A 24,828-nucleotide genomic window follows, 5' to 3' on the forward strand; every position below is an offset into this window, starting at 1 on the left:
GAACTCCCATACAGGCTCGCAGCTCACATCGCTGCATCGAGAAGCCGGACAGATGGCAGCATCCGATCACGTGCCAAATACCCAACGAAAAATCGCTTGCGCTGATGGGGGCGTCCACAGATGGAAAAGCGACATTCACGTGAAGCGGGATCGGCTCATTCGGCGGATAGTTTCTGAAAAATCGGCTTAGCCGCCGTAGCGGTAGGCAGCCCTGATACCTGGCCGTCGCCGACTTCAAGCAGCCACCAGCGGCCGCTCTCATCGCGGCCAAAATCGGCGGAGGCAAACGGGCTGGGAATATGCGCGGCGACCTGCTCGAGGAGGTCCCTTGGCGGCGGCTCAAGATTGGCCGCTTCAGCTGAACGAGGCCAGCAACCCACCAGGTAACCCTTGATCACAAAGGCCCGATACTCATGAGCGGGCATGCCCGACGGCAGGAGCGGCACGTATCGCTTGAACACCAAGCCTCCAACGAGGCTGTCCCCTTGAAGATCACGGAATCGGGAGATGGTCCGTTCAACAGCGCGGGGATCCGCCGCGTCGGCAATGAAGCATGCTTCACTCCAATAGCCAGCAGCCTGCGATTTTACCCAATCCTTCAGGATGACGGATGAGTGGCCGAACGCAGCGGCGACGGCTTGGACAGCCTGATTGTCATCGCGTGATCCATCCTCAATCCAGATCGTCAGCGGCATCCACTCGGCGAGGCGAGCATAAGAACCTGGAGCGTGATGACATGCAGCATACTCAGATGGAGAGGTCATAAGGCTGACCGAACGGGCTTCTAGGGTGGTGTAGAGGGCCTGATACGCATCAGCGCTCATCATCCAGCCACGATACACTGCCTTCCCTGGCTCTTCGAACCGCGCCTTTCGCAAGGCCGCGGCAGCGTCGATCTGACGGTCCAGATAGTCATGATCCAGCTTCACGACCGTGAAGCCGGCGTCGCGAGCTGCCTCAGCTTCAATAGCATACGACGGCTCCACGGACCGAGGGTCCAATGGATCGGCACAGAAAATGGCGAACGGGCTTGGCATCGCGCGCACATTCCATGTCGGGCGGATGTGCGCAACGGGTCCGCCTGTTCAGCGTCCCGATCTGACGACGTGGCGGCACCGACGTCAGGCTGTCGCGCAAAAGCCGACATCCGCGGGAGCGCTCGGCGATCGCCGCGGAGGTGACAGGGGAGGGTGGAAATGCGACATTCAAGGGGATAGCCTCGTTTCCATGAAGCTCGCTCGAAAGCTGATCCTCCATTCTCCCGTGTCCGACGAGGCGTTGCTGGACGGCTTCGTGGAGCGATGCCTCCGGGACGGCGTGTCTCTGCTCGCGATCGCAGGTCCCGGCTCGCCCCGGCTTGAGGACATAGTGGACGAGATTGTCGTCGGTGACGGATCTGAACCGGACCGATTTCTATGCACGACATCGCACGCGAATGAACCGTTCGAAGACGTGCTGAACATGGCGCAAACGTGGGAGGCCGAGCTCGGCGGACCGGTGAAGGAAATCCGGCTATAGCCTACGGCATCCAAGGGTCGGAGCGCGTCGCAGCGACGATCCCAGCCCCGGCGTTGTGATTGTCAGCCTGGTCGGCGATACCGGACGTTCGCGCCGCGGTATTTGACCGTGGCGGGAACAGCCGGACGGGGTGAATTCTAGACGATGCTGTGCGCGGCGGTTCGCGAAAGTTCAGGCCACCGGGACAACGCCGAAAAAATCGCCTCCAACCGCGCTCATCAGGCACGGACCTAGCATGCGTGCATCACGTTTTCCCGCATCGACGTAGGTCGACCAACAGTAGTCTACGATGTCTTGGAACGCGTCAGGTAGATTCTGATGGGCTCGAGCGTAAGGAAAGGAGCCGTGCTTCGAGGGCTCGGCCAGGTAGCTTCGCCAGAGCCGTGCAGCCTGGTTCACGGCGAAGATGGACCTGTCCTGTTGGGTGAAGCACTTCGTGTCATCGGGGTGCACGTCACGGCAGAAGCGGTATGCGCCGTCTCGTATCGCTTGCACCTTGTCTCTGGAGAGCCCCGTATCGAGCGGCCAGCGCGCCGTCGAACCCAGCTCTGAGCGAGCCTGCGCGGCTGTCACATCTAAGGCCGTCGGTCCTCCATTCCCGGAAGAGCAGCCGGCCACAAGAAGTAGGAGGAGCATCGCAGGGCGTGCCATTGAGGGATCTTCGCACGGACCTGGGATGTCGGCAACGGGTCGGAGCACGCCCTAGGTTCCCACGTGGGGCACGCCAGTGGCGAACGTCCGGGTGCCGAGCGGAAGCGGACCTCCGCAGGGGCGCTTGGCGATCGCGCCAAGAACAGCCGGGGAGGGTGGAAAGACGACGTTCGAAGCTATGCGCCAAGGTATCCGGCAGCCGAGACGACGGATGTTCCGTACCTCGCCGTGAACACTCGCTTGAAGCTCCTTCGCCACTGTGATTCCACCTCTGGATCGAAGCCTTCGGCCGATAACATCGCGGTAGCAAACTCGTCAGCGGATAAAGGACGTACGCCATCGACGAGATCGCTTCCTGACAAGCGATTGCAGAAGCCCCACTGACGGCAGAGATCGCCAAGCAGGATGTCCAAGTCGGCTTCAAGCGTTGCGGATCTCTTAGTTGTGAAGCCCCTGGTCTCTTTCTGCACGCGCTGCGGATCTGGTCTCATCAAGCGAGCTTAGATCGGTTTGGATCGTCTGGTAAGGGTTGGAGCACGTCCTAGGGTACACCATGGCGCACCCCGGTGGCGGATGTCGGGGCGCCGCGCGGAAGTGGACCTTCGCAGAGTCGCCTGGCGATCGGACCGGCAACAGCCGAATCGGTGGAAACCCGACATCAGCCGCGACAGCCGTCAGCTTCTCCGCAGCACGCGCGGCGGACGATGATGCGCTCGCCTGGCTCGAGCTCGCCGAACTCATCGTTATAAAGCTTATGAACGAGCCAACGGTCGACCAGCGTTCCCTTCAGCTGTCGCTCGCAGACCAAAACGTCTCCAGAGCGGAGCCCGCTCAGCAGATCGAGCGGATCCAGTTCGACGTGGTAGCCGCGAGCGTCGTTGAAGGTCAGGTTCCCGTGGCCATGCCACGGCACATCCGTGAACCCGATCAGGCAGTCTCCATCCCGGTCGAAGTTCTGGAAGCAGAGGACTGCTCCACCGCCGAGAAAGACCTCCAGTAGCCGATCGTCTCGCGCCTTTGCATCAAGCCCGATCTCGGCACAAAACTCTCTCAAAAGATCCAGATCGTAGCGCATGTCCGATGGTACGAACCGTGCAAGCCCGCGTCCATGTCAATGTCGGCTTCGGGTCGGACCCGGCATTCCGTCCCGACCCGGCCGCGTATTGGGGTCAACGTCCGACTGCCGCGCGGGAGCGGACATTTGCGGCCGCCGGCTCCATAGCCGGCGGGGACACCTGACACGGTGGGTCCGAGACTCTAGGCATTGCAGAAGTCGCTGCCTAGTGGCCGCCGAGGCAAGCGGATCCCACCGAACCATCGTAGGTAGCTCCGGCGCGTTCCATCGATTGCTAGAATGGAACATTTCCAGCGACGTCTCTCACGACGAAATGCGCGAGCGGAGGATCGATCTTCAAGAGGTCACAATGCATTTCGTCGGAGATGAAGATCGTGTTCGGACCGGTGTGATATGTGCAAAAATACGGAAAAGCGTGAGCGTCAGGCAGAAGGCGCACGGGACCAAAATCGCCCGGATAAGGCCGCGAACCAGATGGCCAGTAATAACGCACTCTGGAATTGGCGAAGTCAATGGCAGGAACACGCCGAGTGACATGTATCCAATAATGGTCTCGCCTCGAGGGTGCATCGTCCTTGAAGCGAATCTTCACTTCCTGGTACTTTAGCGATCCGGGGTCGTGACGCAGGAAAACATCAAGGACGCGCCTGGAGACGGTGTACGTCGCCCCGTGGATCACTTCCGCGAAATCATCAGGCTCAGGTTCGTTCGTGCGCCACAGCGGCGCTTCGGGCAAAGTCTCGAACTTGCCTTGGGAAGGCGAAGGGTCAGAAGTCGATGCCATGTTCGGCCAATCGAAATCAATGCTTGGGGCGGTCCAGTCCATAGCAAGGACAGAATAGCGACCATGGCCCGCCACGGGTCGAACCGGCGGTTCGTACCACGCGTTGCCCCCTTCCGTGAGATCGGGCGGGACGATCGGATCAGCGGATGGCGGCAAGTGCAATCCGTCACTGGACGTCGGCGGGCTCATGTCATCTGCCCTGTTATCTCATCACCCAACATGTCTCTCCCCGGATAACACGACCGCCTCTACGGCTGGCTTACTGATCTCGCCAATGTCCGGAAAGGGTCGATCCGCGCTGTAGCGCTCGACCTGGCGCACGCTGGCGCGCAACGTCGGGCCACCGCGTGGAACCCGACATTCGTGGGACCGCCCGGCGATCGGCGCGGGAATGACAGGGCAGGGTGGAAGGTGGACGTTGGTGGGTGCGGGTTATTGGTCTTGGAAAGACCAGCTTAGGCTGCTGGCGTATGTGCCCGGCTCTGCAGCGCCGCCAGCGCCGGTGGCGGGATGAAATTTGCCCCGCCGCAAGATCTGCCGGCATGTCTCAGCATCTAAGGAGGAGAAGCCGCTCGACGCGATCACGCGGCAGTTGGTTGGTTTCCCAGCCTCATCTACGTTTACCTCGTAACCTACGACGCCCTGCTCACCATTTCGCAGGGCTGAAGGGGGGTAACTGACCCAGGTAGATGGAGGCGTGACCGGAACCGGGACATTTGAACCGGCGAAAGCCAATGCTAGAAGGATGGTCATTAGCGATTGATACTTTGCGAACTGAATGTCCGCAACGGGTCGATAGTGTTGAAAAACGTCTGCTTCTAACAAGAGCGGACGTTCAGGTAATGAGAGGCAGTCGACCTCATCCTGCCATCGCAGGAGCCCCGCTCGGGATCAGCTTGGCGAGTTTGCGGAGGTTCTGGGCGGTGGCGGCGAGGTGGAACTCGTCTTTGGCTCCATTTGGTCCCCTGAGGCGCAGGCGATCGAGCTTCAGGATGCGCTTGAGGTGCGCGAACAGCATCTCGACCTTCTTCCGTTCGCAGCGGGAGACCAGGTAGGCATCGGTCTTGGCGATGTCGCGCGCCATGTCGCGTGCACCCTCGTGGATCGATCGCTGCACGTTTCGCTGTGGCTGCGTCGGGCAGCAGTGCGCCTTGAGGGCGCAAGCGCGGCAATCTGCCAGGGAGGCGCGATACCGCATCAGACCATGCTCATCGACACCGACGCGCGGCGTCGAAAAGGCACGGCGATAGTGCATCAGCTGCTTGCCGGCCGGACAGATGTAGACGTTGCGCTTGTGGTCGTAGGTGAAGTCGGACCGCGAGAATGTCCCATCGCTGCGTGACGACTTCTCGAAGACCGGAATGTGCGGCTCGATGCCGCGCTCGTGAACCAGCCACGCCAGGTTCTCGGCCGAACCATAACCGGTGTCCGCCACCAGTTTCTGCGGCCACACGCCGAAGCGATCCTGGGTTCGTTCGATCATCCGCCGCTGCGCCGTCACCTCGGCCTGCCGGATCGACGTGGTCGCCTCGACATCCATGATCACCGCATGCTTGAGGTCGATCAGATAGTTGGTCGAGTAGGCGAAATAGGCAAAGCCGCCCTCGGCCGCAGTCCAGCGCGAGGCGGGATCGGCGATCGAAATGAACTTCGGCGCGACCGGCGTCGCCGCGCCGAACGCGGCATCGTCGAGCACCGCCAAATATTCCTGCACCGCATGGCTCGTCGCGTCCGCGGGAAGCCCCTCACTGCCAGGGACGCCCCGCTGCCGGTTGGCATCGGCCTTGATCAGGCTGGCGTCGACCGCGAAGCCCTCGCCGCCGACCAGACCCTCGGCCATGCAGCGCTCGACCGTCGCCTCGAACAAGCGCCGCAGCAGATCGCTGTCACGAAAGCGACCATGCCGGTTCTTCGAGAATGTCGAATGATCCGGCACCGCGGCAGCGAGGTCGAGACGGCAGAACCAGCGATAAGCAAGGTTGAGGTGCACCTCCTCGCACAGCCGCCGTTCGGAGCGGATCCCGTGCGTATAGCCGATGATCAGCATGCGGATCATCAACTCCGGATCGACTGAGGGCCGACCCGTCTCGCTGTAAAAGGGCCGCAGATGCTCGCGAATGCTCGACAAGTCGACGAACCGGTCGATATGCCTCAGCAGGTGGTCGTCCGGAACATGGCGCTCCAGGCTGAACCCGTAGAACAGCGCCTCCTGCATCACCGTCCGCTCACCCATCATCGGCTCGCCTCCCGTCTTGCTCAGGAGCAGTGAATCAGAGCCCAGTCGTCAGTGCAACGGGAGTTTTTCAACACTATCGGTCGATCCGCGCTGTAGCCCCTGATCCTGCCGGTGGCGGCGCGATCGTCAGCCTGCGTGGCGTAAGCGGACGTAGCCTGTGCCGGCGCCGGGTGCCGCCGGAAACTGCCGGGTGCGGTGGAACACGGACGTTTGCGGCCGGCGGGTGTCGGTTGCATTCCTTCCGCTAATGCGCCGCTAATGAACTCCGGCGCATCTACTGGACCTCGTGAGCGAGTACATAACGCTCGAAGTATCGAGCTATAACAGGAAGTCTCGCGCGGCAGCTGAAGGGTATTTGCGTTTGAACCGTCCCACGAGCTGATTGACTGACGAACTCACAGGTGCCGACGTGAACGGAGTCGGGCGGGGTGCAAATCAGGTACTCTTGCGCTGAGAATCCAATGAAGTGCCTTGCAGGATCGGGCACATAAACGGTCTCATAAGACTCAATCCTGATTTTATCAAGGGAGGGAGAGTAGCTTCCGTGAAAGAAGAGTCGAGTATTTTTGAATACCAGCGGCTCTGGATTGCATTTTCCAAGAGTCTTGTCAGCCGGAAACTCTAATATAATGGCCGCCTCATTGTCATTGGTGACCCCTTTTCCGCCGGCTAGATAATAGTCAACTCGCGGGAAGCAATACCCTATTCCTTTAACTCCGATGCATACCCGAGTTTCAGTCCTGAGCATTCCCCCTTCACGGATCATAGAAGGAACTAGCTCATTATCGTGAACGTCAATCTTGGGCGTTGAGGGAGAGCATGCGCCGGGTGAAAAAGCAATCACCATCAGAACGCCGGCAACACGGAAAGTCACGCTCAATCCTTCAACCCGGGCCGCATCTTTCTGGTGCGGGATCCCAGCACGAGGCTGCACACGCATGACAGCCTAGAATAGTTTCGCGTGGCTGAACAATGGCTCGAACGCTTCAAGAACTGATATTCGAGAGCCGCTGGCGTAGGTCCGAGTTGGGTCGATCCGCGCTGTAGCCGCTTGGGCGAGCGCGGCCGAACGCCCTTGTCTCGACGTCGCGCGAAATCGGACGTTCGTCCTGGTCTCCTCTGATCGGGCCAGGAATAGGCGGACGGGGTGGAAAGCGGAAGTCAGTAGCCTAGAATGCTGAGCGGCTGCCGTGCCTCGCACCGAGGCTCGAGCCAATTAGCGAGACCATGGAGCAGGTTGGCTTTGCTTCGTGCTTCGCCAGTGCTCTCCCGTAGACGATCGGCCTCCAATCGGAGCGCCTGTACCAGCTCGGAACAAGCTGTGGCGCCTAGCTCATAGACGCCGTACCGGTGGTCTGGCGTCCATCCGGGGCATGTTGCTAGGACGAGCGGCGCAATAGAGTTGAAGGCCTCGTCGGTGACAGCTACGCCGTCGCCGATCTCGTTCTCCGACCGCCCGGTCCACCGCCCCTCCGCGAACTGAATCGTCATTCCGGGGATGAGGCCAACCGTCGGCTTAAGCCGGAAATCAGCCATGGGCGCGACCGATTGGGCGAGCCGATTGCCTGAAGCTCGATGAAGTCATTTTCTTTGATCTGTGGGCTCCGAGCCCGCTTCGACAAGATGGACCCGGGGGGCGACCGTCGTCACAAACAGCGCTCCCTGATACTCATGGCGATCTCTTAGCGCGATGCGAAATGTCTGCAAAGGGTCGCAGCCGGCTGTAGAGCCCGATCTGGCGCGTGCCCGCCGCCAAGGTCAGGCTGCCGCGCGAAAGCTGACCTTCGCCGCCGCGGCGTCCGATGGAGTCGGGAACAGCCGAATCGGGTGGATTCGAGACATTGCCCGAGCCGTGCCGGCGAGGCACTATCAACCTATGGGCCATACAGAAAGTCAGTTACATGAGGCCATCAGTTCCCTTGAACGGGCGCAACGTCTGCTTGCGCAACCGGCAAACCTGAACTCGTATGACTTGCTGCGCGTAGCGACCCTCCTCGTGGAGGCGGACGAGGCACTCGAGAGGGCAAGGGAGCTGGACCCGAGCGTAAAGCTGCCACTTCTCGACGCGGTGCTCGACGAGCTACGCGATGCTACGGCAAACTTCACCAACCCGAGTTCGTGCGGGCAGCCAAGCAGGCAAGGCGGCAAAGGCCCAACCTCTTCGTGCGTTGAGCCGGGACCCCCGCCATGGCCGTGACGCGTCTTAGCGATCCCGTGCAGCCCTTGGCGGCGCAATCGTCCACCTGGCGCTGAAAACCTGACGTACGTCGCAGCGGCGGCCGATTGCGGCGGAAACAGCTGAATGGGGTGGATGAGGGACGCTCAGCTTTGAAGTTTGCGCCAGCCTGTTGAGAACGTCAGCTCTTGGGCTACCGTTCCGATGCGAACCTCCAGCGGGTCGCCGTAAGAGCGCGGGTCACCCTCCGGAAAATCGTCAAAGATTGCGAGCGCACTTTCCAGCGCATCATCCTCGTCCAAGCCGAACGTCGTGACGGACGTGATCAGCTCACCCGGACGGCGGAACTCGACGCCGAAATACTCCATACCCGGCCGCCATGTTTCGGAGGGCGACTCCGGTTCCAACTGGTCGGTGTGCGGAGCCGGCGGCATATCTGGCAAGCGCTTCTCGAAGCAGCAAGTGTGGCAGGGCCAACTCGTCGTGAGGCCGCTCGCCGTTTCGAGGCGGAGGTACGCCGGATCCGCATCAGAGAAATCGGATGTTCCGCAGAAACAGCACGGCGTGATTGAATGCGGCTGATCGCTCATGCTCTATGCTTCCTCGTGCGTACGGACACATAGTAGGTTTGTCGGGAACGTCTGCAATGGATCGACGCGCGTCCTAGGTGCCCACATGGCGCACGCCAACGGCGAGCGGCAGGGTGCCGCGCGGAAGCGGACCTTCGCCGGGTCGCCTGGCGATCGCGTCGGGAACAGCCGGAGAGGGTCGGACCTGGTCCATCGTCTCGGTCTGGTGCACCGCTGAGCCAAATGTCAGGCTTCCGAGCGAGAGCCGAAAGTACGTTCCCGTTATGCCGGATGGCAGCGGGAACAGCCTCGGGGTGAATAGCAAACCTTGCACATGGCAGTCGGCGCAAATGATCCGGTCAGCTGAGAACCGGTGAAACGCTGGATCATAGTTCTGGCGCATCGACCGCTCGCAACCATGGAATCATCGAACGAGCGTCGCGCTCCGCAGCCGCACGACTGGCGTACAGCCCCGACAGATGAGAAGACCGCCAGTAGGTCAAAGGCCCAAGTTGCGGATGATCATCAACAGCTTCCTCGGTCTCCTCGAACGAGTAGAAGCCATTGCCATGGTCGAAAAATTCGACCCTCGCTTTGCGATCGCCCCGGTTGATGAGGTCGAGGTCCTTTTCCATGGCGATCGAGGATGGCGACACTGAGCTATATGAGCAATCGCGAAATGTCCGCTTTGGTCCGAAGCACGTCCTAGGTCCTCGGATGGCGCATGCCGGCGGCGAGCGTCAGGGTTCCGCGCGGAAGCGGACCTTCGCCGGCCGCCGGCGATCGCAACAGGAACGACAGGGGAGGGTGGCAACCAGACTTAGTTCGCGGGCAGAAATCCGTCGAAATAGTCTGTATCAGCAAGGAGGTCCGACCGATCCTCAGTCGTGACGAGCGAGGGATCGGACGAAGTTGGTGGGTCATCCTCATGGCGCAGGCAGAGAAACGCCTGCCCATCATAGCCGAACGTGACTGCGCGACACGTCGCAATCGATCGAATGATCGCTGCTTTTCCGGAAAAGGGATCAACCGACATCCGAACCAAGCGGGCAATCTCTCGAGGATCACTCAACGTGTGCACCTGTGGCTTCGCCAAATCCTCGGTGCATGTGCTCCATTCCGGCCCGCCCGGATCGCGCCAGTCGACAGCATAGTGGAAGCAGTCGCCGCGGGCACGTAGCGCCTGGCAGACAATGTCCGTCACAAGGGAGATGCAGGCCTGTACGCGAGAATCCTCAGGATCAGCGAGGTCGATTACCGGAGATATGCCGTAGGCTTTCATGCGGACAGCATGATGCAAACTTCGTATGGCGGCAACGGGTCGGAGCACGCCATAGCATGGGACGCGGCGCGAGCCGGCGCCGAACGTCAGGCTGCGGCGTCGCCCCGGCTCCGAGCAGCCACCGCAGGAACGACAGGGGAGGGTGGAAGGGAAAAGTTGGGCTAAGCCCCAGCGAAGGCTGCTTCCATAGGCATGATAGGCGGGGGTGAAAGGGCGATGTTGTCGAGCTTGTTCTCCGGCTAGTCGACCGACGAGGATCGGAAGCCCCGGACGGTCCGGCGCCAGGCGAGCACGATCGAAGCCAGCGCCCCACCAAGGAACAGCATGTTGCCCATCGTATCGACCATCGGCGTCGATGTCGTCACCATCGCGGGTAGCAGGAGACTCCACCACCCATAGGTCAGCAGCGCTCCTCCGGTCAGCGCCAGACGGTGCAGCGGGCTCCAACCCGCAGCGTGGCTCCAATAATGTATCAGAAGAGCCAGGGCGAGCAGCAGGCCGACCATCGCGCCGACGTTCACGATGGCGGAGACGGAGTGCATCGTCCAGGTGGTCAGCATGAAGAGGGACAACAGCGTAAAGGCGCTGATACCCGCCGTGACGGCGGAAGGGGCGCGTCTCGCCGCGCGCGCGACACGTGCCCGGCGTCGCCCCAGGAACCAGGTTGCGGCGCAGAGCAGAATCACAATCGCCGCCGCTGCACTTAGCTGGGCGACCGATGCGGCGGCCCGGGCCCCGGAGGCAAAAGCCACCCCGATGCAACCGAGGGCGAAAGCGAGCATCGTTGCGGCGAGACCCCGGGACGACAGCCAGAGTGATCCCGCGTGCTTCGGCCAGAGTGCCTCACTGAGGTTGATGGCGGCTCCGGTGCTCCAGATCGCGTGAAGAGCGAGGACGAAGACGCTCCACCAGGCGCCTATGCCGGCCGCTGGAAGGTAGCCGTAATCCAGCAGCCGAAGGCCAAGAAAATTGCGATCGAACAGGGACTGCGTGACGAAGCTCTCCTCGATGATCCCGTATGCGAGCCCGAGCATCAGTATCCCGGGCCAACCGGAACCCAAGCGACGTGCGAATTCGCGAACGAGCAAGGCCCCGGTGCCGTATAGCAAGCAAAGCAACGGCAGCATCCACAGCATGTCGATCGCCATGTTCCCCAGGAGGAATTCACCGATCAGCGGCGAGGCGACCAGCAATGTCACGGCGGGCCAGGGCTGGACCTGATGAGCGGGGTTCGACATCATAGGAGGAGTATCTTATCTCGTGAGATAAAGCAATGCCGTCGAACAGTTTGAACGCGCAATTCGACTCCGCGGGGCGTGCGGCAAGCGAGGCTATGGTCGATTTCGACAGGCGCATGGCGGAGCGCCTTGGCCTCGGGTATAACGATTATCGCTGTCTCGATCTGCTGCTTGCACGCGGTGCCATGCAGGCCGGGGAGCTTGCCCGCGCCATTGGCTTCACAACCGGTGCCGTAACAGGGATCGTCGATCGCCTGGTACGCGCAGGCTTCGTCGAGCGCGCCGTCGACAGTGCGGATCTTCGGAGAGTGGTTGTTACACCGGTTGCGGCGGCGGCGAACGCACGTGTCTGGCCTCGCCTGCACAACCTCGACAGGCGCCTAGAGGAGCTGCATCGCTCCTACAGCGACAAGGAGCGCGCGGTTCTGCTCGACTATCTCGCGCGGCTTGCCGAGGCGATGCGGATCGAGGCCGAAGCTTTGTGATCGTGACGCAGCGCCGCAGCAAATCGGCTGAACAGCCTCGTTGCAGAGGCGGGCTGTGGACGATGCGCTGGTACGTGTGCGGCGATCTTGAACCACAATCGACGACCGCGCCTGTGGCGGCCCTGGGTCGGACCCGGCCCAACATCCCGATCTGACCGCCTGGCGGCGCCGATGTCAGGCTGCCGCGCGAAAACGGACGTTCGCGGATGCGGCCTCCGTCGCCGGCGCCAACAGCCGAACCGGTTGGAAAGGCGGCATTGACCCTGAGGCGCGTTGCGGTATCGTTTCATCATGATGGCGGCACTTCTCATGTTGCTCTCCGCGCCGGCGGAGCCTCAAGAGAATCATTCGCGCGGCTGCAGCGGGTTCGAAACGCCGCATGGATTGGTGATCGTCGATCGCTGGGCTTGGGCCTTTTTCGATCCGGGCAGTACACACATCAACGACGACGGCAAGGCGATGCTCGACAAGTTCGCCTCCAGCTATGACGCTCCGGCTACATGCCCCGTCGTGGTCAGCGGCCACAGTGACTTGGCTGAGGCGAAGCGGGATGACTCGTCACTCTCTCGTCTGCGCGCGCAGACCGTTGCCAGCTATCTGCGCGATCGCGGGCTGACGGCGCCGATTCGCGTTGAAGCGCTAGGCGGCAAAGACCTCCTCGTTGCCACTCCTGCGGGCGTCTCCGAGCCTCAGAATCGCTTTGTACAAGTATGGGTGGACGACTCCGGTTCTTTGCCGCGCTCATCCGACACACGGTGAAAATGTCCAGCCGGGCATGAAGTACATGGCCGCCATGGGGCGACCGCGGTCGCGCATCGGTCCTGATGGTGGCGGCGGTGCGATCGTCAGCCTGCCTCGCCAAAGCGGGCGTAGGCCGCCCCGGCGCCAATTTGGCGGTGAAGCAGTGGTCGAGCCGGTTGATCGTCCTCCGGCAATTCATTGGAGCCGTTCACGTGTCGAACGTATGTACCCATAACTGGCGCGTGCCCTTCCTCGAGCGACCACGATCCGCACCGGCGGCCCGGGCGTCTGGATGTTTTTCCCGCCTGAAAACCCTGACGGCCAAGTCTCAGGCCACCGATCCAGCATCCTGATTGGCTCGGGCGCTGGATCGGTGAAGGGATCGAACCCGCGGATCATCCTCTCGCCTCGGAGAAGATCCTAGGCCAAGGAATCCGCGTCGGCGAATGGGACCTCGAACCGCAGATACTGCGAGCAGTCCATGCCGCAGAGCTCGGCGTATCGAACATCTGAAGCGGCGTTCGGCAATCGTTGCTCAGAGCCTAACAGGACAACAGGCTGGATGCTGTTCATCCGCAGCGGCTTCGACGAGTCCCCATCCGCGCACAACTGGCCCAGTGCGTGAGATAGATCGCAACCCGTTCCGAGAAGCGCCCGGAAATCTTCGGAGACGACAATGGAGGGAAACCTGTCTCTGAGCATCGATCCGGCGCAGCAGGAGATCGCCCCAACACCTTGTTAACCCCATGCACCTAGCAAGCTCCGCTGGAGGTGAGGCGATGGCGTGGACGAGCGACGAGGACGAGGCGGTGAGGCACATCCTGCTCGCCTGGGAGACGCTTTCGCCGGGAGATCTTTCAACACTTTCTTTCATACTCAAACATCCGGGCGGTCGATTGGCCACCGCCGAAGGGAGCGCAAACTGCACGATGTGGGAGAATTTCGAGCGCCTAGGCTGGGCCCGGAGCGTGGATATCGGGCTTCCTCCACCCGCCAGGTTCTTCGAAGTAACAGAAGACGGGTACGGCTACATACCGCGCTTCATCGAGCGCTTTCACCTTGGGCCGGTTTTCGATCGCCCTACGCAACCCTCAGCGGGATAGTGGAACCTCATCTCGCATCTGGGTAGAAATGCGACCTGGCGGCTATGGCGGTGGTCGGTGGTTCGCGGGGTCTGATGCTTGCGGCAAAGAGCGATGTAAGCCGTCATGCGATGGCTCGGCGGATCACCACGGACAAGGCGTCGTCCGTCCAATCCTCCATGTCCAGCAAGGTCCGATAGGGGTCGCCGGCCAGCTGCAACGCAGCCGCGAAAGCCGGCTCGGTTTTCAGGCCGTTTCGCCTGAACGCCATCACAGCAGAAGCAAGGCCTTGGCCACCCAGAGTGAGCAGGCGCCGTTCCATGACGAAATGCCGCCATCCGGCCTGTTCGGCTACCGGGTCTACATGGCCGAAGATCTCGAAATCCCACGCGTGCGCTTCGAAGGTCCCCAGGACGGGACGATCAGTTCCGCTCCATTGCCACATGCGAAATTTCGGGCGCGATCCGAACGCGTTCCAGACTGCTGATGCGAAGCGATTGGAATCGGGCGCATGGCAGAGGATATCGATATCGCTCGTCGGTATATCGAGGTTCAGCGGGGGTGTGCCGGCAATGTGCGGGTCGAACTCCGACAGGGCGGACAGGATGTCCGCGCGATCGACGGCTTCGCGATAGCCGGGTCTGCCCATTGTTTCTGCTCACATCCTTGTCGAGGCGACCCGCAATAGCCGAATAGGAAAGCGGCGGAAGCGATCGAAAGCACTCGTAAATGTCCGGGCGCTGAGGGCGATGACCGCTGACGGATGCCAGTACGCGGATGATGAACGGAAGAGGGCATTTCCTGGCGTATCGTGTCCGCTGCGATGAGGGGCTGCGGGCGGAGTCGGTCGTCGTTCTTGATCTTACCACATTGGCGCCGACGACAGACCGCTGAGCCAAAGCCGACGTCACCCGGTGGCCTGGCCGCGTGCGGCGGCAGCGACACGGCGGGGTAGACGACCGACAGGAGCGATGCGGCGCCGGTGGTCGAACAGCCGTCCGCCGCCACCGCCGTCGTTAAGCTTCCTTCATCGTTCGCGCTTTAGGTGGCGGTTATGCACAAGCTCATCACACTCGCCCTCGCCGCCGGCATCCTGACCGCGTGCCAAGCCGAAGCTGCCGACGACGAGGCTCTTGCCTCGCCGGAGGCCAAGGAGCTCAGGGCCTGGGCGCGGCAACTCAAGGCGGATGACCCCGCCACAATGCGCCTGCTGGTGACGGATTGCGGCCTGGCGGGGGCGTTCGGCTCGGCCGAAAGCAAGCTCGAAACCATGCGCTGCATGCACCGCAAGTATGACGAGGGCGTGCGCGCCTGATAGCGGGTCAGGCGCGCCAACCGCAGCCTCTCAACGTCTGCTGAAGGGCGATCCGCGCGGCAGCTGCCATGAGGTGCGCCCTCGAGGATCGGTCGGCCCCTCCGCCAAGCCAAAGCGGAGAGGCCGATTGCTCTTCCTACGCCGCTGCGCCGCCATCGATGTTGAGCGTGGTGCCGGTGATATAGCTCGAATCCGGCCCGGCGAGGAACGAAACCGCGCCCGCAATCTCCTCGACCTTGCCGTAGCGGCCGAGCGGGATGGCGCCCATCATCTGCTGGGCGAACTCGCTGTCGGCGGGGTTCATGTCGGTATCGATCGGTCCCGGCTGCACGGTGTTGACCAGGATGTTGCGCGAGGCGAGATCCTTCGCCCAGCCGCGCCCGAGCGCCGCCACCGCCGCCTTGGTCGCGCTGTAGACCGAGGTCGCAGGAAAGGCGAGTTCGCCCGAAATGCTGCCGATCAGAATTATCCGCCCGCTGTCTTCGAGGTGCGGCAGCGCCGCCCTCGTGCCGACGTGGAGGCCCTTCACATTCACGCCGAACTGGCGATCATAGGTCTCGTCGCTATCCTCCGAGACGACGGAGAATTCGGCCACGCCGGCATTGTGGACCAGGATGTCGATCCCGCCCAGGGCGGCGGCCGCCTGCTCGATGCCGGCGCGCTGCGAGTTCGGGTCGGCGGCGTCGGCCTGAAAGGCGAAGGCGGTGCCGCCTTTGCTCTCGATCGCCGCGACGGTGGCATCCGCAGCCGCCTTGTTGCCGGCATAGGTGATTGCAACGACAGCGCCATCGGCCGCGAGCCGCTTGGCGATGGCCGAACCGATGCCGCGCGATCCGCCGGTGACGAGCGCTTTCTTGCCCTGAAGTGACATGAGACTTCTCCAAAATTGTGGCCCGCGATCACGGCTTCGTGCGCTGTCGGCAGGGCGGAAGATGGCGCGACGGTTCGATAGTTCAAGATAGCCGAACTATTAAAATGTGCGGAGCGATCCTATATCCGGCTCATGCCCCGCTTCACCCATCCCAGGCTGGAGGACGTTCCGCTCGATCTGGCGCTGCACGCACTGGCCGATCCCAATCGGCTGACCATGGTGGCGCGCTTGGCCGCCACCGAGCGGCTGAGCTGCACCGGCGCGGCGCCGTGCGAGTCCATTCCCAAGAGCACGCTGTCCAACCACCTGAAGCTGCTGCGCGCGGCGGGGCTGATCGAGACGACGCAAGCGGGCCGTGAGATGATCAACAGGCTGCGCCGGGACGATTTCGACCGACGCTTCCCCGGACTGCTCGACGTCGTGCTCGCCAATCGGCCCGCCTGATACGTGACGTCGGACGACCCGCGCGCAGCCACCGTGCGCGCCCTGTCCGCTCATCCGTCCGATCGCGGTGCGCTCGGCCATCGCCTCAGCGGGCGGTGCCGGTCCGGTCTTCGAGACGGGTCGGAGTCCAGCGGAGCACTCGACGCCCGGTGCGATAGCCGCCCTCGGCGAGCCCGTCTGAGCATCGGGGTCGGCGCGGCCGTCGTGACGCGCAGGCGAAGGCTCGTTCGAGCTTGATGGATGACGTGGTTCGAGTCCGTCAGCCTGCTCGGCGAAACCGGAGGCCTCGCCCGCACCCGCTTCCTACCGGAACAGCTCAATCGGTGGACATGGGACAATCCGGACGCGGCCTCACCGCGGCCCGAGGACATATCGAACCGGGGAAGTTGGCCGGGAGGCCCTTTCCAGGCGGTCGAGCCAGCACACGAACGCTCTGCCAACGGCTTGGCGTCGTCTGCCAATCGATTGGCGTGATGCGCCAATGCTCCGAAGCGGTGAGCCGTTTAGCGCGGTTTCACCAGGCCAGCGACAACGGCCCGGGCAGATGGAGTTAGACGCATGAACAATCTCATCAAGGACGCCCTGCTGATCCCGGTCAGCCAGCCGCGACAGACGATATCGGTCAACCCGGTGATCCTCGACCTCCCATCACGACCGATCCCGCTCGCGCTGCGCATCACGGCGCCCGCCACCGGCGACAATCTGCCGGTGGTCCTGCTTTCCCACGGCCACGGGCCGTCGCTCTACATTCCGTCGAAAGACGGTTATGGGCCGCTCGTCAACTTCTACGCCGAACATGGCTTCGTCGTGATCCAGCCGACCCACCTCAATTCCAAGGTCGCGGGCATGCCGGCCGATGCTCCGGGAGGTCCGCTGTTCTGGCGTTCCCGTGTCGAGGACATGACCGCGATCATCGACCAGCTGGGTGCGATCGAGGCCGCCGTCCCGGCGATCGCCGGCCGCATCGACCGCGATCGCATCGCCGTCATCGGCCATTCGATGGGCGGCCAGACCGCGGGCCTGCTGCTGGGCGCCCGGCTGACGGATGCGAACGATCCGGACGCGCAGAATGTCGACGTGCGCGAACCGCGCATCCGGGCCGGAATCATGCTGGCGGCGCCAGGCAATGGCGGCGCTTCGCTGAGCGAGATGGCGGCGAGCCGCTACAGCTTCTTCAACCCGGATTTTACGCATCTGACGACGCCGACGCTGGTGGTCGTCGGCGACGAGGACGCCTCTCCGCACCTGACGGTCCGTGGCCCTGCCTGGCACGCCGACGCCTTTCACGACGGCCCGGGCGCCGACGCCCTGCTGACCATGATCGGCGGCAAGCACGGGCTCGGCGGGATTGCCGGCTATGACGCCAGGGAAACCGACGACGAGGACCCGGAGCGCATGGAGATCGTCCTTCGCATGACCTGGGCCTATCTGCGCTCGGCCTTGTACGACGGCGACGACGCCTGGCCGGCGGCGAAACAGGCGCTCGCGGCGCATTGCGCGGGCCATGCATCCGTCGAAGCCAAATGAGCTGAGCCGGCGCGCCGGAGCCGACCGAGGAGGTCGGCCCGGCGCACCGACGCAAGGGCACGGTGCAGAGGCTGCGTCGTGGCCTCGACCTTTCGAACCGAGCTCGTCTCTCGTAGGGGTGCGGACCATGACGAACGGTTTCCCCGACAAGTGCCGCCTGCAGCCTTCCTTCTGGTCGGCGCTGGAGGCGACCGGGCTCAGCCCGGTCGCGGTGCTGCGGCAGGCCCGCCTGCCGCTGACCCTCCACCTCGACACCCGCCGCTTCTTGAGCACGGCGCAGCTGTTCGCGCTGTGGACGGCGATGTCGGAGCTCGCTGCAGATCCGGACTATTGGCTTCGCTTCGTCGAGGCGACGGAGGCAGTCGGACACCAGCCGATGTTCGTGGCCGCCTGCTACGCATCCGATTTCCGGGAAGCGCTCGGCCGCGTCGCGCGGTTCAAGCAGTTCACCATGCCGGAGCGGATTGCCGTCGAGGAGCGGGGTTCCGAGGTCCAGATCAGCAAGCACTGGTTCCATGCTGCGGAAGCCGAACCGGACCTCTCGGTCGACATCAGCTTTGCTTTCATGCTGTCGCTGGGCCGGCGCGGGACCGGTCGGCGGCTGGCTCCGCTCAGGCTGGAGCTGACCCGAAGCGGCACGCCGACGGCGGGACAGGAGGCGTTCTTCGGCTGCCCGATCGTTTTTGAAAGCAAGCGCGACACGCTCGTCCTGAAGGCGTCCGATCTCGATCACCCGTTTCCGGGCAGCAATGCCGAGCTGATCGAAATCATCACGCCCGCGCTCGAGGCGGCGTTCGGCCGCCTGCAGCCGCGCAGCTCCTTCTCCGAACAGGTCAAGGCCCTGCTGAAGCGCAGCCTGGCAAGTGGACGCCCGGACGTCGCCGCGGTCGCGCGCGACCTCGGAACCAGCGAACGCACGTTGCAGCGGCGCATCACCGATGAGGGGAGCAGCTTCCGCGCGCTGGTGCAGCAGGCGCGAAGGGAACTTGGCCAGACGCTGCTTTCCGACCCGTCCGCCGATGTCGCGGAGGTTGCCTGCCTCCTGGGATTTCAGGACACCACCTCATTCTACCGTGCCTTTCGGAGCTGGGAGGGCGTCACGCCGCAGGCCTGGCGGAGCAGCAACAGCGCGACACCCTCGCGCTGAGGCGAGCCGCGGCTCCGCGGAGGAGGCCGGCTGATCTCCGATGCCTGTCACCGCAGACGGCGGTCGCGTCCGCGATCGCCAGCTATTCGTGAGACGTCCGCCGCCGCGGCCAGGGATCGCAGCGGCAACCGCTGGATCCGGTGGTTCCCAGACTGCCGCACGACAGACCACCTCCGTCGGACATTCACCTGGAGGCGCTATCGGGGCGGCGCAGGCACTGTAAGGCCCTGGGTGAATCTGGGGGCGGTATGCGCCGTCGGGCAGGCTAGGCAGGCTTCATCGCGCTCCAGGCTGCGTCGCTAAGCAGTTGTGCAGATTGCTCGGTAACTTCGCGTATCGACGCCCCGGCTGCCCTCAAATATTCGAACGCCGGACCAAGGATCAGTGCTTGCGCCAAATCGGGGTCACCGATCGCGATCTCGCCGCACGCGCTCAAGCGCACAAGCGTTACCCGGCTCGCAGCGCGTCCTTCTTTCAGGAAGGCTCCTATTCCGTCGCCTGCCTGACCTTGCTCGCCCAAAGATCGAATATGATCGAGGATCTGGAAGCCGGCAGGATCGGACCTTGCCCAGGCCAGCAGACCCTCCACGGTGCCGCGGATCAAACCCTCCGCATCTTCGGATCGTTGAGCGTCGAGGGTTGCCCTCGTCCAGGCGCCGACGGCCTCCGTCACCAGCGCCAGGGCGATGCCCTCCTTGCTTCCGAAGGCGTGATAGATGCTTCCGGTCGTGGCGCCGCTCGCATCCCTGATGTCGGCGATGCTGGTAGCGTTGAACCCCTTCTCAAGGAACAATGCCCGTGCGGCCATCGATATCGATCGGCGTCTCTCGCTCATCCTAGAATATCGTTCTAAAGTTTGCTAGAACATCGTTCTACTCGCAGCAGAGGTGCGTGACAATGCTGCGTCTGAAAGGGCTTGGAGATGGCATGGGATCTGCGAGGCGCACTGCTCAAGAAGGAGGAACGGGAGACGGCAAGGCTCATGGACTTCGAGTTTCGGCTGCGCGCACGGACGATGCGCGTTCTTGCGGCGCGCTTGAACATTCCTTCCGAGACCTTGGTGCCTCGCATCGCCGAGGGGACGGACGATAGGATCCTGAGGGCTCTTGCCCGCGAACGTGAAGAGGATCTCGCGGCTCTCGGGACTATCCTCGGCGAAGCGACCTCGGAAGCAAGGGAACAGCTCGTGAAGGAGCTTGGAGATCCGGCGCCGTACAGGCTGGCTTGACGACGCAATGGTGCCATGGGCGGCAGCGTGACCGTCGGATCATCGCTTATTTGGGCGACCCTTTCCACTGTCATGGAGGGACGCGCTGGAGGGCCCGGTCATCGTGACAGCCGTTGCGCTGCGCCAGCCGATCAGCGCCCTTGTCGCCATCAGCAGCGCCAGTCGCGCGCGCAGCGCACCATGTACATCCACCAGGGCGGCAACAGCATGACCGGTTCCGCGGGTCGTCAGACGATCCGTAAGCGCGATCATGCTGATTTCCTCGACGCCATTGGTAGGAAAACCTCATTCGGCTATGTCCTGGTCAACCGCTGAGAAGGGAACGCCTCCGAATATGATCCGTGTCCTTACGGCAGGAACGCTTATCTTTGCGCTTCCAGGCTGCGGAGACGATGCGGCCCCGGCCAACACCACGGAAGCTGCCGTGACCGCCGTGGTTCCCGAAGCAAATACTGCGGACCTGCCCAGCCCTAATGTCACCTCCGATCCCAGCCCGCCTGCTGCTGCTGCTGCTGGCCTCGAGGTTGAACCCGCTGCAGCCACTCTCCCTGGGGTTGGCGACGACGCGTTGCCCGGCACGGAGCTTCCCGCCGAGCAGTTTCACGGTCGCTGGATCGTCGAGCGCGTCGCCGCCGATGCTACCGCGCCCCCGGGCTTCACGCCCGACCGGCGCTGGATCGACAGGACGCTACAATTCGACGAGGACGCGGTGGGTTGGATTGGCGAGGCTGGATCGATCGCCGGATCGGCCCGGTGCGAGAGCCCGACCTGGTCGATCATCTGGACCGCCGCGAACGTCCGTCAGCTCGCCCAAATCTTCCGTCCGGCTTGGTCGGCGTTGAACATCCCACTCGATCGCGTCGGACCGGCGCACCATTGGGAATGCGACACCGCCGAGCCGACGTCATTCGGACCGAACGAGGGCATCGTCTTCCCCGTCGGCGACGACCAACTGGTTCTAAACTGGATGGATCATACGATCCTGCTGCTACGACGCGCCCGATGATTGCTGGTCGTCCGACCTTCCCGTTCGTAGGGCGCGCCATGACCGGACTTTAGAACGCGCGAACCCGTCCGGCTGAACCGCCCGCCGGACCCCCGGGTTTGGCCGCTTCATCGCCGAGATCGATCCCTGGCGCTCGACGGCGTCTCGACGTGATCCTGCGTAAGGCGGTGACTTCCCGGCCTATTCGCCGTGGAGTTCCATCTGCCACAGTTCGGGATAATCCCGAACAAAGCCGTTGTCTGCGACGAGCAGAGTTGCCTGGTACGGACCCTGAGGGGAGTCGTAGGCGTAAGCGTCTTCCGATACGCGGTGATATATTTGGGGCAGGGGGCTCAGCGTGGTGCAACCGAGATCGAACCATGCAACCGTGATGCGGGCCGACTGCCCGATCTGCAATGCCATTCGCTTCAATTGCGGATGATTGGTGGCCGGGGTGAAGCCGAAATCCAGATCGCGTGCGTCCTCCAGTCCGTGCTGAGGTTCACCGTCCAGTCGCCAGCCTCTTTCGTCCCGTTCGATCCGATGTTCGACCGCCTCCGTACCGATCATACCATCAATGAATCCACGTCTCGTCGACCAGTCAGCAGCGAGATCAAGGCCGTACCGGACGGCGACCGGCTTCGACTCGTTCAGGTAAACAGCGGTTCCTGTCAGCAGCCATCCGTCCGTTTGCTTCCTGACGAAGCCGGCATCATGCCCGCTGGTGTAGAGCGCTTTCCAAAACGCTGTGCTCACACGAGGCCTCCCTGGTTTGTTCACGATAGACTGCCGCGGTTCGATGTCCAGAGCGGGTTGCAGGCCCCTTCAGGAACCCGGCCAATCTCGACGAAGTGCACAAGCGGCCTGTTGCGCGCTACCGGACGTTCGCCATGGCAGCCTGCAATCGCCTCTGACCAGATGGATTGAGTGACACGGCCACCCACCCGTTCAACCGAGAGCAGGTGGTCCGGTCAGAAACGGCAGCAAATTGTACCGGCGCAGCGCAGAGGCATGTCGCTTCGGCGCTGCGGCTTCCACAGAAGGTCGGGAGGCGCATGCCTGCGGCCAGATCGCCGGGCGCTCACCCCAGTTAACGGGCAATACGCTCGATATAGACGATGTTGGTGATCCGTCCATTCTCCACCTGATAGGCGGTGATTTCATCCGATGTCTTGCCTCCGGAAAGGCCGGTGACACGATCGTGCACGACAACCTTGTCGCCGAGGCTGATGAGCTCAACGATCTTGACATGGAGATCGGGATTGGCGGCGAAAGACTTGGCATAGGCCTGCCGATTATGCGCGACGCCTTCCGACGCCAGCAGGCCAGGGAAACGGAACTTCCGGATATCCGGATGATAGAGGTTCAGGAAGCGCTCCAGATCCCCCGTGTTGGCCGCTTCCGTGTAGGCCCGCACCACTGCCTCGGGCGAAGGCGCCGGTTCAGCGTGAGCGGCGCTGGCGACAACCAACAAGAATGCGGCAGTCGCAACAGAAAGGCGCACCATCTTCCATCTCCATCGTCCGGTATGGACATCGATGGGAATGCAGAATGAAGATTGGTGGGTCTTGAACGATATTGCACAACGCGCTCAGCCGAGGGTCGCGGCAAGAGCTCGGGCGAAACGCCATCGGCGCTCAAGCACAGCCGCATGCCCGGTGCGGGGCGGACCCGGTCGACCGCGCAGGAACAGCAGGGCAGGGTGGATGAGCGAGGCAATGTTCGCCGTCTTCCGACATCCGCCAGCGCACTGGCTTCAAGCACAGCGTTACACGCCTGTCCAAATGCCGGCCTCGCCATTCAGCGTTCGAAGCACGGGATGTGCATCGCGGCATCAGAGAACCGCTCTCCGGGCGGTCCAAGCACGTGGAAAGTTGTCGATACCGTCGCGTTGATATCCGATCCCAGGGCCGCTCTCACAGACAGCGCAGGCCGAGGCCTGTCCAACCATCGCCATCCTCGATCCCGGGTCCCCTTGCGAGACCCCTGATGATGCGTTCAAGTGAGGCGATCTGCCTCGCCGGAGACAGGCGGCAACTTGGCCGCTTCCCGTCGATGGGCGGCGGGCTCAATGTCCGGAAAGGGTCGACCAGGATGCGCGAGAAGGGCAGGGGCCCGGGCCGATCTCCATTGTGTGGCGGTTGCGGGAGAGAGTGATGAACAGGCGTGAAGGTGCGGTTGCAAGCTTCGCGGGCCAGGCGGCTGCGTGTCCGCGTCACTCTGCTCCGCGCCTGCGCCACCTGCATTTGCTCAGCCGGGCGCTCACACGGATGGTTTCGCCGGCGACTGTATCCGAGCTATGAGCAACGCGATCCGCCCGCATTTTGCCCACAACGGACTTCCTGCCCGAGGAGATAGATGTTGCGCCGTCCTATGCTCGGTCAGCTGTCGCTTCTTGCAACGATGGTGTTGTTGATGTCTGAAGCCAGGAGCGAGGCGCGGGAGACGGGCGGCCGGTTCGATGTCGGCGGCCGGTCCATCCATATCGCCTGTCGGGGAACGGGCCACCCCACCATTGTGGTCGACGCCGGACTCGGTACGGCACCCGCCACAGACGAGGGGTGGCAACGTATAGCCGGCAGGATCGCGACGACCACCCGCATCTGCCTGTATGACCGCGCAGGTCTTGGCGGCAGCGATCCCGCGACCGACTTTCCGCGCACGAGCATGCATGCGGCGGCCGATCTGCACGAGGCGCTGCGCAAAGCCGGCGTCGAGGGGCCCTTTCTGCTCGTCGGCCATTCGATCGGCGGGCTTCACGCGCAGGTCTTTGCCAGCCTCTATTCAGCTGAAACCGCGGGCCTGGTATTGCTCTCCTCGACGCACCCGGACCAGATCGAGACTTGGCTGGCACTGCTGCCAGCTTACGCTCCCGACGAGGAAAAGGCGATCACCGAACTCCGTGCTTTCCTGACCAGCATGGCCGAGGATCCGACGCGGAACGAGGAGAGGCTGGCCTTTGTGCCAAGCGCGGCGCAGGCGCGCAGCTTGTCGACACTCGGTGCCAGGCCGGTGGTCGTCGCGACGCATAGCCCGCGTTATCGCATGGTGCCCGGATTGTCCGAACCGCTGGCGATGAGGCTGGAAACGGCGACCCAGCGGCTCCAGAAGCGCTTCCTTTCGCTGTCGTCGAATGCGCGACAGAATATCGCCGCAACCGCCGGGCATGGGCTGCCCCACGAGGATCCTGAATTCGTCATCGAGAACATCCTGCAGGGCATCGCGCTCGTCCGCGGTGCAACCGTTCGCCCGAAGTGAGCGCCGCAAAGCGACGGCTTCGCGTATCGGTCCTCGTATCCAAGATTGAATCAGCATCTTCCGCGTCGACGTGGGTGACCTGCTTCGCGAAACCCGGCGCCCTGCTCACTGCACACCGAAGGTCGTTTGGGATGGGTAAATATCTACGAAAACAGTGACTTGAAAAAAGCACTTGCTATCGAAGCGGAAATCTTTAGCCGCGCAAAAGTATGCTTA

Annotated in this window: 26 protein-coding genes; 12 read left to right on the plus strand and 14 right to left on the minus strand. The window is 62.9% G+C overall.

The genetic code is table 11. The annotated features are described in order from the left end of the window. Positions 1-155: 155 nt before the first annotated feature. Positions 156-1,037 carry an ATP-grasp domain-containing protein gene (locus C7I55_RS19380; RefSeq protein WP_106514687.1) on the minus strand — a complete coding sequence of 294 codons (882 nt, stop codon included), beginning with the start codon at positions 1,035-1,037 and terminating at the stop codon, positions 156-158. Here C7I55_RS19380 and C7I55_RS29000 point away from each other — a divergent pair. Then, positions 1,018-1,518 (plus strand): hypothetical protein, encoded by a 501-nt coding sequence (locus C7I55_RS29000; protein WP_233222314.1) that lies wholly within the window; start codon positions 1,018-1,020, stop codon positions 1,516-1,518. The two genes, C7I55_RS19380 and C7I55_RS29000, sit on opposite strands and share 20 nt — an antisense overlap. 1,309 nt (positions 1,519-2,827) lie before the next feature. On the opposite strand, the gene C7I55_RS19395 is transcribed toward C7I55_RS29000, so the two are convergent. From C7I55_RS19395 to C7I55_RS19425, 8 genes are all read right to left on the minus strand, one after another. Then, positions 2,828-3,244 carry a hypothetical protein gene (locus C7I55_RS19395; protein ID WP_106514690.1) on the minus strand — a complete coding sequence of 139 codons (417 nt, stop codon included), beginning with the start codon at positions 3,242-3,244 and terminating at the stop codon, positions 2,828-2,830. Positions 3,245-3,518: 274 nt separating this feature from the next. After that, a complete protein-coding gene (locus tag C7I55_RS27810; RefSeq protein ID WP_146151082.1) occupies positions 3,519-4,217 on the minus strand; it encodes an imm11 family protein in 699 nt (232 codons plus the stop codon). A 243-nt stretch (positions 4,218-4,460) separates the two neighbouring features. After that, entirely contained in the window at positions 4,461-4,781 is a 321-nt protein-coding gene (locus C7I55_RS29500) for an energy transducer TonB (RefSeq protein ID WP_146151083.1), read from the minus strand. Positions 4,782-4,887: 106 nt separating this feature from the next. Continuing rightward, a complete protein-coding gene (locus C7I55_RS19405; RefSeq protein ID WP_106514692.1) occupies positions 4,888-6,264 on the minus strand; it encodes a transposase in 1,377 nt (458 codons plus the stop codon). Positions 6,265-8,586: 2,322 nt separating this feature from the next. Continuing rightward, on the minus strand, positions 8,587-9,030 hold the full coding sequence (locus tag C7I55_RS27815) for a hypothetical protein (protein WP_146151084.1): 444 nt from the start codon (positions 9,028-9,030) through the stop codon (positions 8,587-8,589). A gap of 365 nt (positions 9,031-9,395) precedes the next feature. After that, on the minus strand, positions 9,396-9,644 hold the full coding sequence (locus C7I55_RS27820; RefSeq protein ID WP_146151085.1) for a hypothetical protein: 249 nt from the start codon (positions 9,642-9,644) through the stop codon (positions 9,396-9,398). Between the two features lie 185 nt (positions 9,645-9,829). Continuing rightward, entirely contained in the window at positions 9,830-10,291 is a 462-nt protein-coding gene (locus tag C7I55_RS19420) for a hypothetical protein (RefSeq protein ID WP_106514695.1), read from the minus strand. A gap of 239 nt (positions 10,292-10,530) precedes the next feature. Then, the gene (locus C7I55_RS19425; protein WP_106514696.1) at positions 10,531-11,532 is read right to left on the minus strand and encodes a hypothetical protein; all 1,002 of its coding nucleotides are present in this window, start codon (positions 11,530-11,532) and stop codon (positions 10,531-10,533) included. A 32-nt stretch (positions 11,533-11,564) separates the two neighbouring features. Between C7I55_RS19425 and C7I55_RS19430 the strand changes: the two genes are divergently transcribed. The 3 genes from C7I55_RS19430 (at position 11,565) to C7I55_RS19445 (ending at position 13,858) form a co-directional block, all read left to right on the plus strand. After that, on the plus strand, positions 11,565-12,014 hold the full coding sequence (locus C7I55_RS19430) for a MarR family winged helix-turn-helix transcriptional regulator (protein WP_106514697.1): 450 nt from the start codon (positions 11,565-11,567) through the stop codon (positions 12,012-12,014). A 273-nt stretch (positions 12,015-12,287) separates the two neighbouring features. Then, the gene (locus C7I55_RS19435) at positions 12,288-12,773 is read left to right on the plus strand and encodes an OmpA family protein (RefSeq protein ID WP_106514698.1); all 486 of its coding nucleotides are present in this window, start codon (positions 12,288-12,290) and stop codon (positions 12,771-12,773) included. A 761-nt stretch (positions 12,774-13,534) separates the two neighbouring features. Next, positions 13,535-13,858: a hypothetical protein gene (locus tag C7I55_RS19445; RefSeq protein ID WP_106514700.1), complete on the plus strand. Its 324-nt coding sequence runs from the start codon at positions 13,535-13,537 to the stop codon at positions 13,856-13,858. Positions 13,859-13,961: 103 nt separating this feature from the next. Here C7I55_RS19445 and C7I55_RS19450 read toward each other — a convergent pair whose 3' ends face one another. Further along, positions 13,962-14,486, minus strand: a complete 525-nt coding sequence (locus tag C7I55_RS19450; RefSeq protein ID WP_106514701.1) for a DUF4269 domain-containing protein — start codon at positions 14,484-14,486, stop codon at positions 13,962-13,964. A gap of 405 nt (positions 14,487-14,891) precedes the next feature. On the opposite strand from C7I55_RS19450, the gene C7I55_RS19455 reads away from it, so the two are divergent. After that, positions 14,892-15,152, plus strand: coding sequence for a hypothetical protein (locus C7I55_RS19455; RefSeq protein ID WP_106514702.1), 261 nt, complete (start codon positions 14,892-14,894; stop codon positions 15,150-15,152). 136 nt (positions 15,153-15,288) lie between these two features. On the opposite strand, the gene C7I55_RS19460 is transcribed toward C7I55_RS19455, so the two are convergent. After that, entirely contained in the window at positions 15,289-16,023 is a 735-nt protein-coding gene (locus tag C7I55_RS19460) for an SDR family oxidoreductase (protein ID WP_106514703.1), read from the minus strand. A 132-nt stretch (positions 16,024-16,155) separates the two neighbouring features. On the opposite strand from C7I55_RS19460, the gene C7I55_RS19465 reads away from it, so the two are divergent. From C7I55_RS19465 to C7I55_RS19475, 3 genes are all read left to right on the plus strand, one after another. Next, complete coding sequence (locus C7I55_RS19465) at positions 16,156-16,467, plus strand: ArsR/SmtB family transcription factor (RefSeq protein ID WP_106514704.1); 312 nt, start codon at positions 16,156-16,158, stop codon at positions 16,465-16,467. Between the two features lie 558 nt (positions 16,468-17,025). Next, positions 17,026-17,994: an alpha/beta hydrolase family protein gene (locus tag C7I55_RS19470; protein ID WP_106514705.1), complete on the plus strand. Its 969-nt coding sequence runs from the start codon at positions 17,026-17,028 to the stop codon at positions 17,992-17,994. Between the two features lie 127 nt (positions 17,995-18,121). Beyond that, the gene (locus C7I55_RS19475) at positions 18,122-19,141 is read left to right on the plus strand and encodes an AraC family transcriptional regulator (protein WP_106514706.1); all 1,020 of its coding nucleotides are present in this window, start codon (positions 18,122-18,124) and stop codon (positions 19,139-19,141) included. A gap of 265 nt (positions 19,142-19,406) precedes the next feature. On the opposite strand, the gene C7I55_RS19480 is transcribed toward C7I55_RS19475, so the two are convergent. Next, positions 19,407-19,976: a TetR/AcrR family transcriptional regulator gene (locus tag C7I55_RS19480; RefSeq protein WP_106514707.1), complete on the minus strand. Its 570-nt coding sequence runs from the start codon at positions 19,974-19,976 to the stop codon at positions 19,407-19,409. Positions 19,977-20,063: 87 nt separating this feature from the next. Between C7I55_RS19480 and C7I55_RS19485 the strand changes: the two genes are divergently transcribed. The 3 genes from C7I55_RS19485 to C7I55_RS19495 are packed head-to-tail and all read left to right on the plus strand — an operon-like array spanning position 20,064 to position 21,375. Beyond that, entirely contained in the window at positions 20,064-20,369 is a 306-nt protein-coding gene (locus C7I55_RS19485; protein ID WP_106514708.1) for a hypothetical protein, read from the plus strand. Between the two features lie 15 nt (positions 20,370-20,384). Then, on the plus strand, positions 20,385-20,684 hold the full coding sequence (locus tag C7I55_RS28255) for a hypothetical protein (RefSeq protein WP_158266507.1): 300 nt from the start codon (positions 20,385-20,387) through the stop codon (positions 20,682-20,684). A gap of 19 nt (positions 20,685-20,703) precedes the next feature. Next, positions 20,704-21,375: a hypothetical protein gene (locus C7I55_RS19495; RefSeq protein ID WP_106514710.1), complete on the plus strand. Its 672-nt coding sequence runs from the start codon at positions 20,704-20,706 to the stop codon at positions 21,373-21,375. Positions 21,376-21,555: 180 nt separating this feature from the next. Here C7I55_RS19495 and C7I55_RS19500 read toward each other — a convergent pair whose 3' ends face one another. Both C7I55_RS19500 and C7I55_RS19505 read right to left on the minus strand, forming a co-directional pair. Next, on the minus strand, positions 21,556-22,110 hold the full coding sequence (locus C7I55_RS19500; protein ID WP_158266508.1) for a putative glycolipid-binding domain-containing protein: 555 nt from the start codon (positions 22,108-22,110) through the stop codon (positions 21,556-21,558). Positions 22,111-22,444: 334 nt separating this feature from the next. Next, the gene (locus C7I55_RS19505) at positions 22,445-22,861 is read right to left on the minus strand and encodes a nuclear transport factor 2 family protein (RefSeq protein ID WP_106514712.1); all 417 of its coding nucleotides are present in this window, start codon (positions 22,859-22,861) and stop codon (positions 22,445-22,447) included. Positions 22,862-23,727: 866 nt separating this feature from the next. Here C7I55_RS19505 and C7I55_RS19510 point away from each other — a divergent pair. Next, positions 23,728-24,612 (plus strand): alpha/beta fold hydrolase, encoded by an 885-nt coding sequence (locus tag C7I55_RS19510; protein ID WP_158266509.1) that lies wholly within the window; start codon positions 23,728-23,730, stop codon positions 24,610-24,612. Positions 24,613-24,828 lie beyond the last annotated feature (216 nt).

The sequence above is a fragment of the Allosphingosinicella deserti genome (genome assembly GCF_003012735.1).
Lineage (GTDB): Bacteria > Pseudomonadota > Alphaproteobacteria > Sphingomonadales > Sphingomonadaceae > Allosphingosinicella > Allosphingosinicella deserti.

Coding starts and splice junctions, on each gene's coding strand:
- C7I55_RS29000 (WP_233222314.1), top strand. CDS start 1,018: ATGGCGAACGGGCTTGGCATCGCGCGCACATTCCATGTCGGGCGGATG.
- C7I55_RS19380 (WP_106514687.1), bottom strand. CDS start 1,037: ATGCCAAGCCCGTTCGCCATTTTCTGTGCCGATCCATTGGACCCTCGG.
- C7I55_RS19395 (WP_106514690.1), bottom strand. CDS start 3,244: ATGCGCTACGATCTGGATCTTTTGAGAGAGTTTTGTGCCGAGATCGGG.
- C7I55_RS27810 (WP_146151082.1), bottom strand. CDS start 4,217: ATGAGCCCGCCGACGTCCAGTGACGGATTGCACTTGCCGCCATCCGCT.
- C7I55_RS29500 (WP_146151083.1), bottom strand. CDS start 4,781: ATGACCATCCTTCTAGCATTGGCTTTCGCCGGTTCAAATGTCCCGGTT.
- C7I55_RS19405 (WP_106514692.1), bottom strand. CDS start 6,264: ATGATGGGTGAGCGGACGGTGATGCAGGAGGCGCTGTTCTACGGGTTC.
- C7I55_RS27815 (WP_146151084.1), bottom strand. CDS start 9,030: ATGAGCGATCAGCCGCATTCAATCACGCCGTGCTGTTTCTGCGGAACA.
- C7I55_RS27820 (WP_146151085.1), bottom strand. CDS start 9,644: ATGGAAAAGGACCTCGACCTCATCAACCGGGGCGATCGCAAAGCGAGG.
- C7I55_RS19420 (WP_106514695.1), bottom strand. CDS start 10,291: ATGAAAGCCTACGGCATATCTCCGGTAATCGACCTCGCTGATCCTGAG.
- C7I55_RS19425 (WP_106514696.1), bottom strand. CDS start 11,532: ATGATGTCGAACCCCGCTCATCAGGTCCAGCCCTGGCCCGCCGTGACA.
- C7I55_RS19430 (WP_106514697.1), top strand. CDS start 11,565: ATGCCGTCGAACAGTTTGAACGCGCAATTCGACTCCGCGGGGCGTGCG.
- C7I55_RS19445 (WP_106514700.1), top strand. CDS start 13,535: ATGGCGTGGACGAGCGACGAGGACGAGGCGGTGAGGCACATCCTGCTC.
- C7I55_RS19450 (WP_106514701.1), bottom strand. CDS start 14,486: ATGGGCAGACCCGGCTATCGCGAAGCCGTCGATCGCGCGGACATCCTG.
- C7I55_RS19455 (WP_106514702.1), top strand. CDS start 14,892: ATGCACAAGCTCATCACACTCGCCCTCGCCGCCGGCATCCTGACCGCG.
- C7I55_RS19460 (WP_106514703.1), bottom strand. CDS start 16,023: ATGTCACTTCAGGGCAAGAAAGCGCTCGTCACCGGCGGATCGCGCGGC.
- C7I55_RS19465 (WP_106514704.1), top strand. CDS start 16,156: ATGCCCCGCTTCACCCATCCCAGGCTGGAGGACGTTCCGCTCGATCTG.
- C7I55_RS19470 (WP_106514705.1), top strand. CDS start 17,026: ATGAACAATCTCATCAAGGACGCCCTGCTGATCCCGGTCAGCCAGCCG.
- C7I55_RS19475 (WP_106514706.1), top strand. CDS start 18,122: ATGACGAACGGTTTCCCCGACAAGTGCCGCCTGCAGCCTTCCTTCTGG.
- C7I55_RS19480 (WP_106514707.1), bottom strand. CDS start 19,976: ATGAGCGAGAGACGCCGATCGATATCGATGGCCGCACGGGCATTGTTC.
- C7I55_RS19485 (WP_106514708.1), top strand. CDS start 20,064: ATGGCATGGGATCTGCGAGGCGCACTGCTCAAGAAGGAGGAACGGGAG.
- C7I55_RS28255 (WP_158266507.1), top strand. CDS start 20,385: ATGGGCGGCAGCGTGACCGTCGGATCATCGCTTATTTGGGCGACCCTT.
- C7I55_RS19495 (WP_106514710.1), top strand. CDS start 20,704: ATGATCCGTGTCCTTACGGCAGGAACGCTTATCTTTGCGCTTCCAGGC.
- C7I55_RS19505 (WP_106514712.1), bottom strand. CDS start 22,861: ATGGTGCGCCTTTCTGTTGCGACTGCCGCATTCTTGTTGGTTGTCGCC.
- C7I55_RS19510 (WP_158266509.1), top strand. CDS start 23,728: ATGCTCGGTCAGCTGTCGCTTCTTGCAACGATGGTGTTGTTGATGTCT.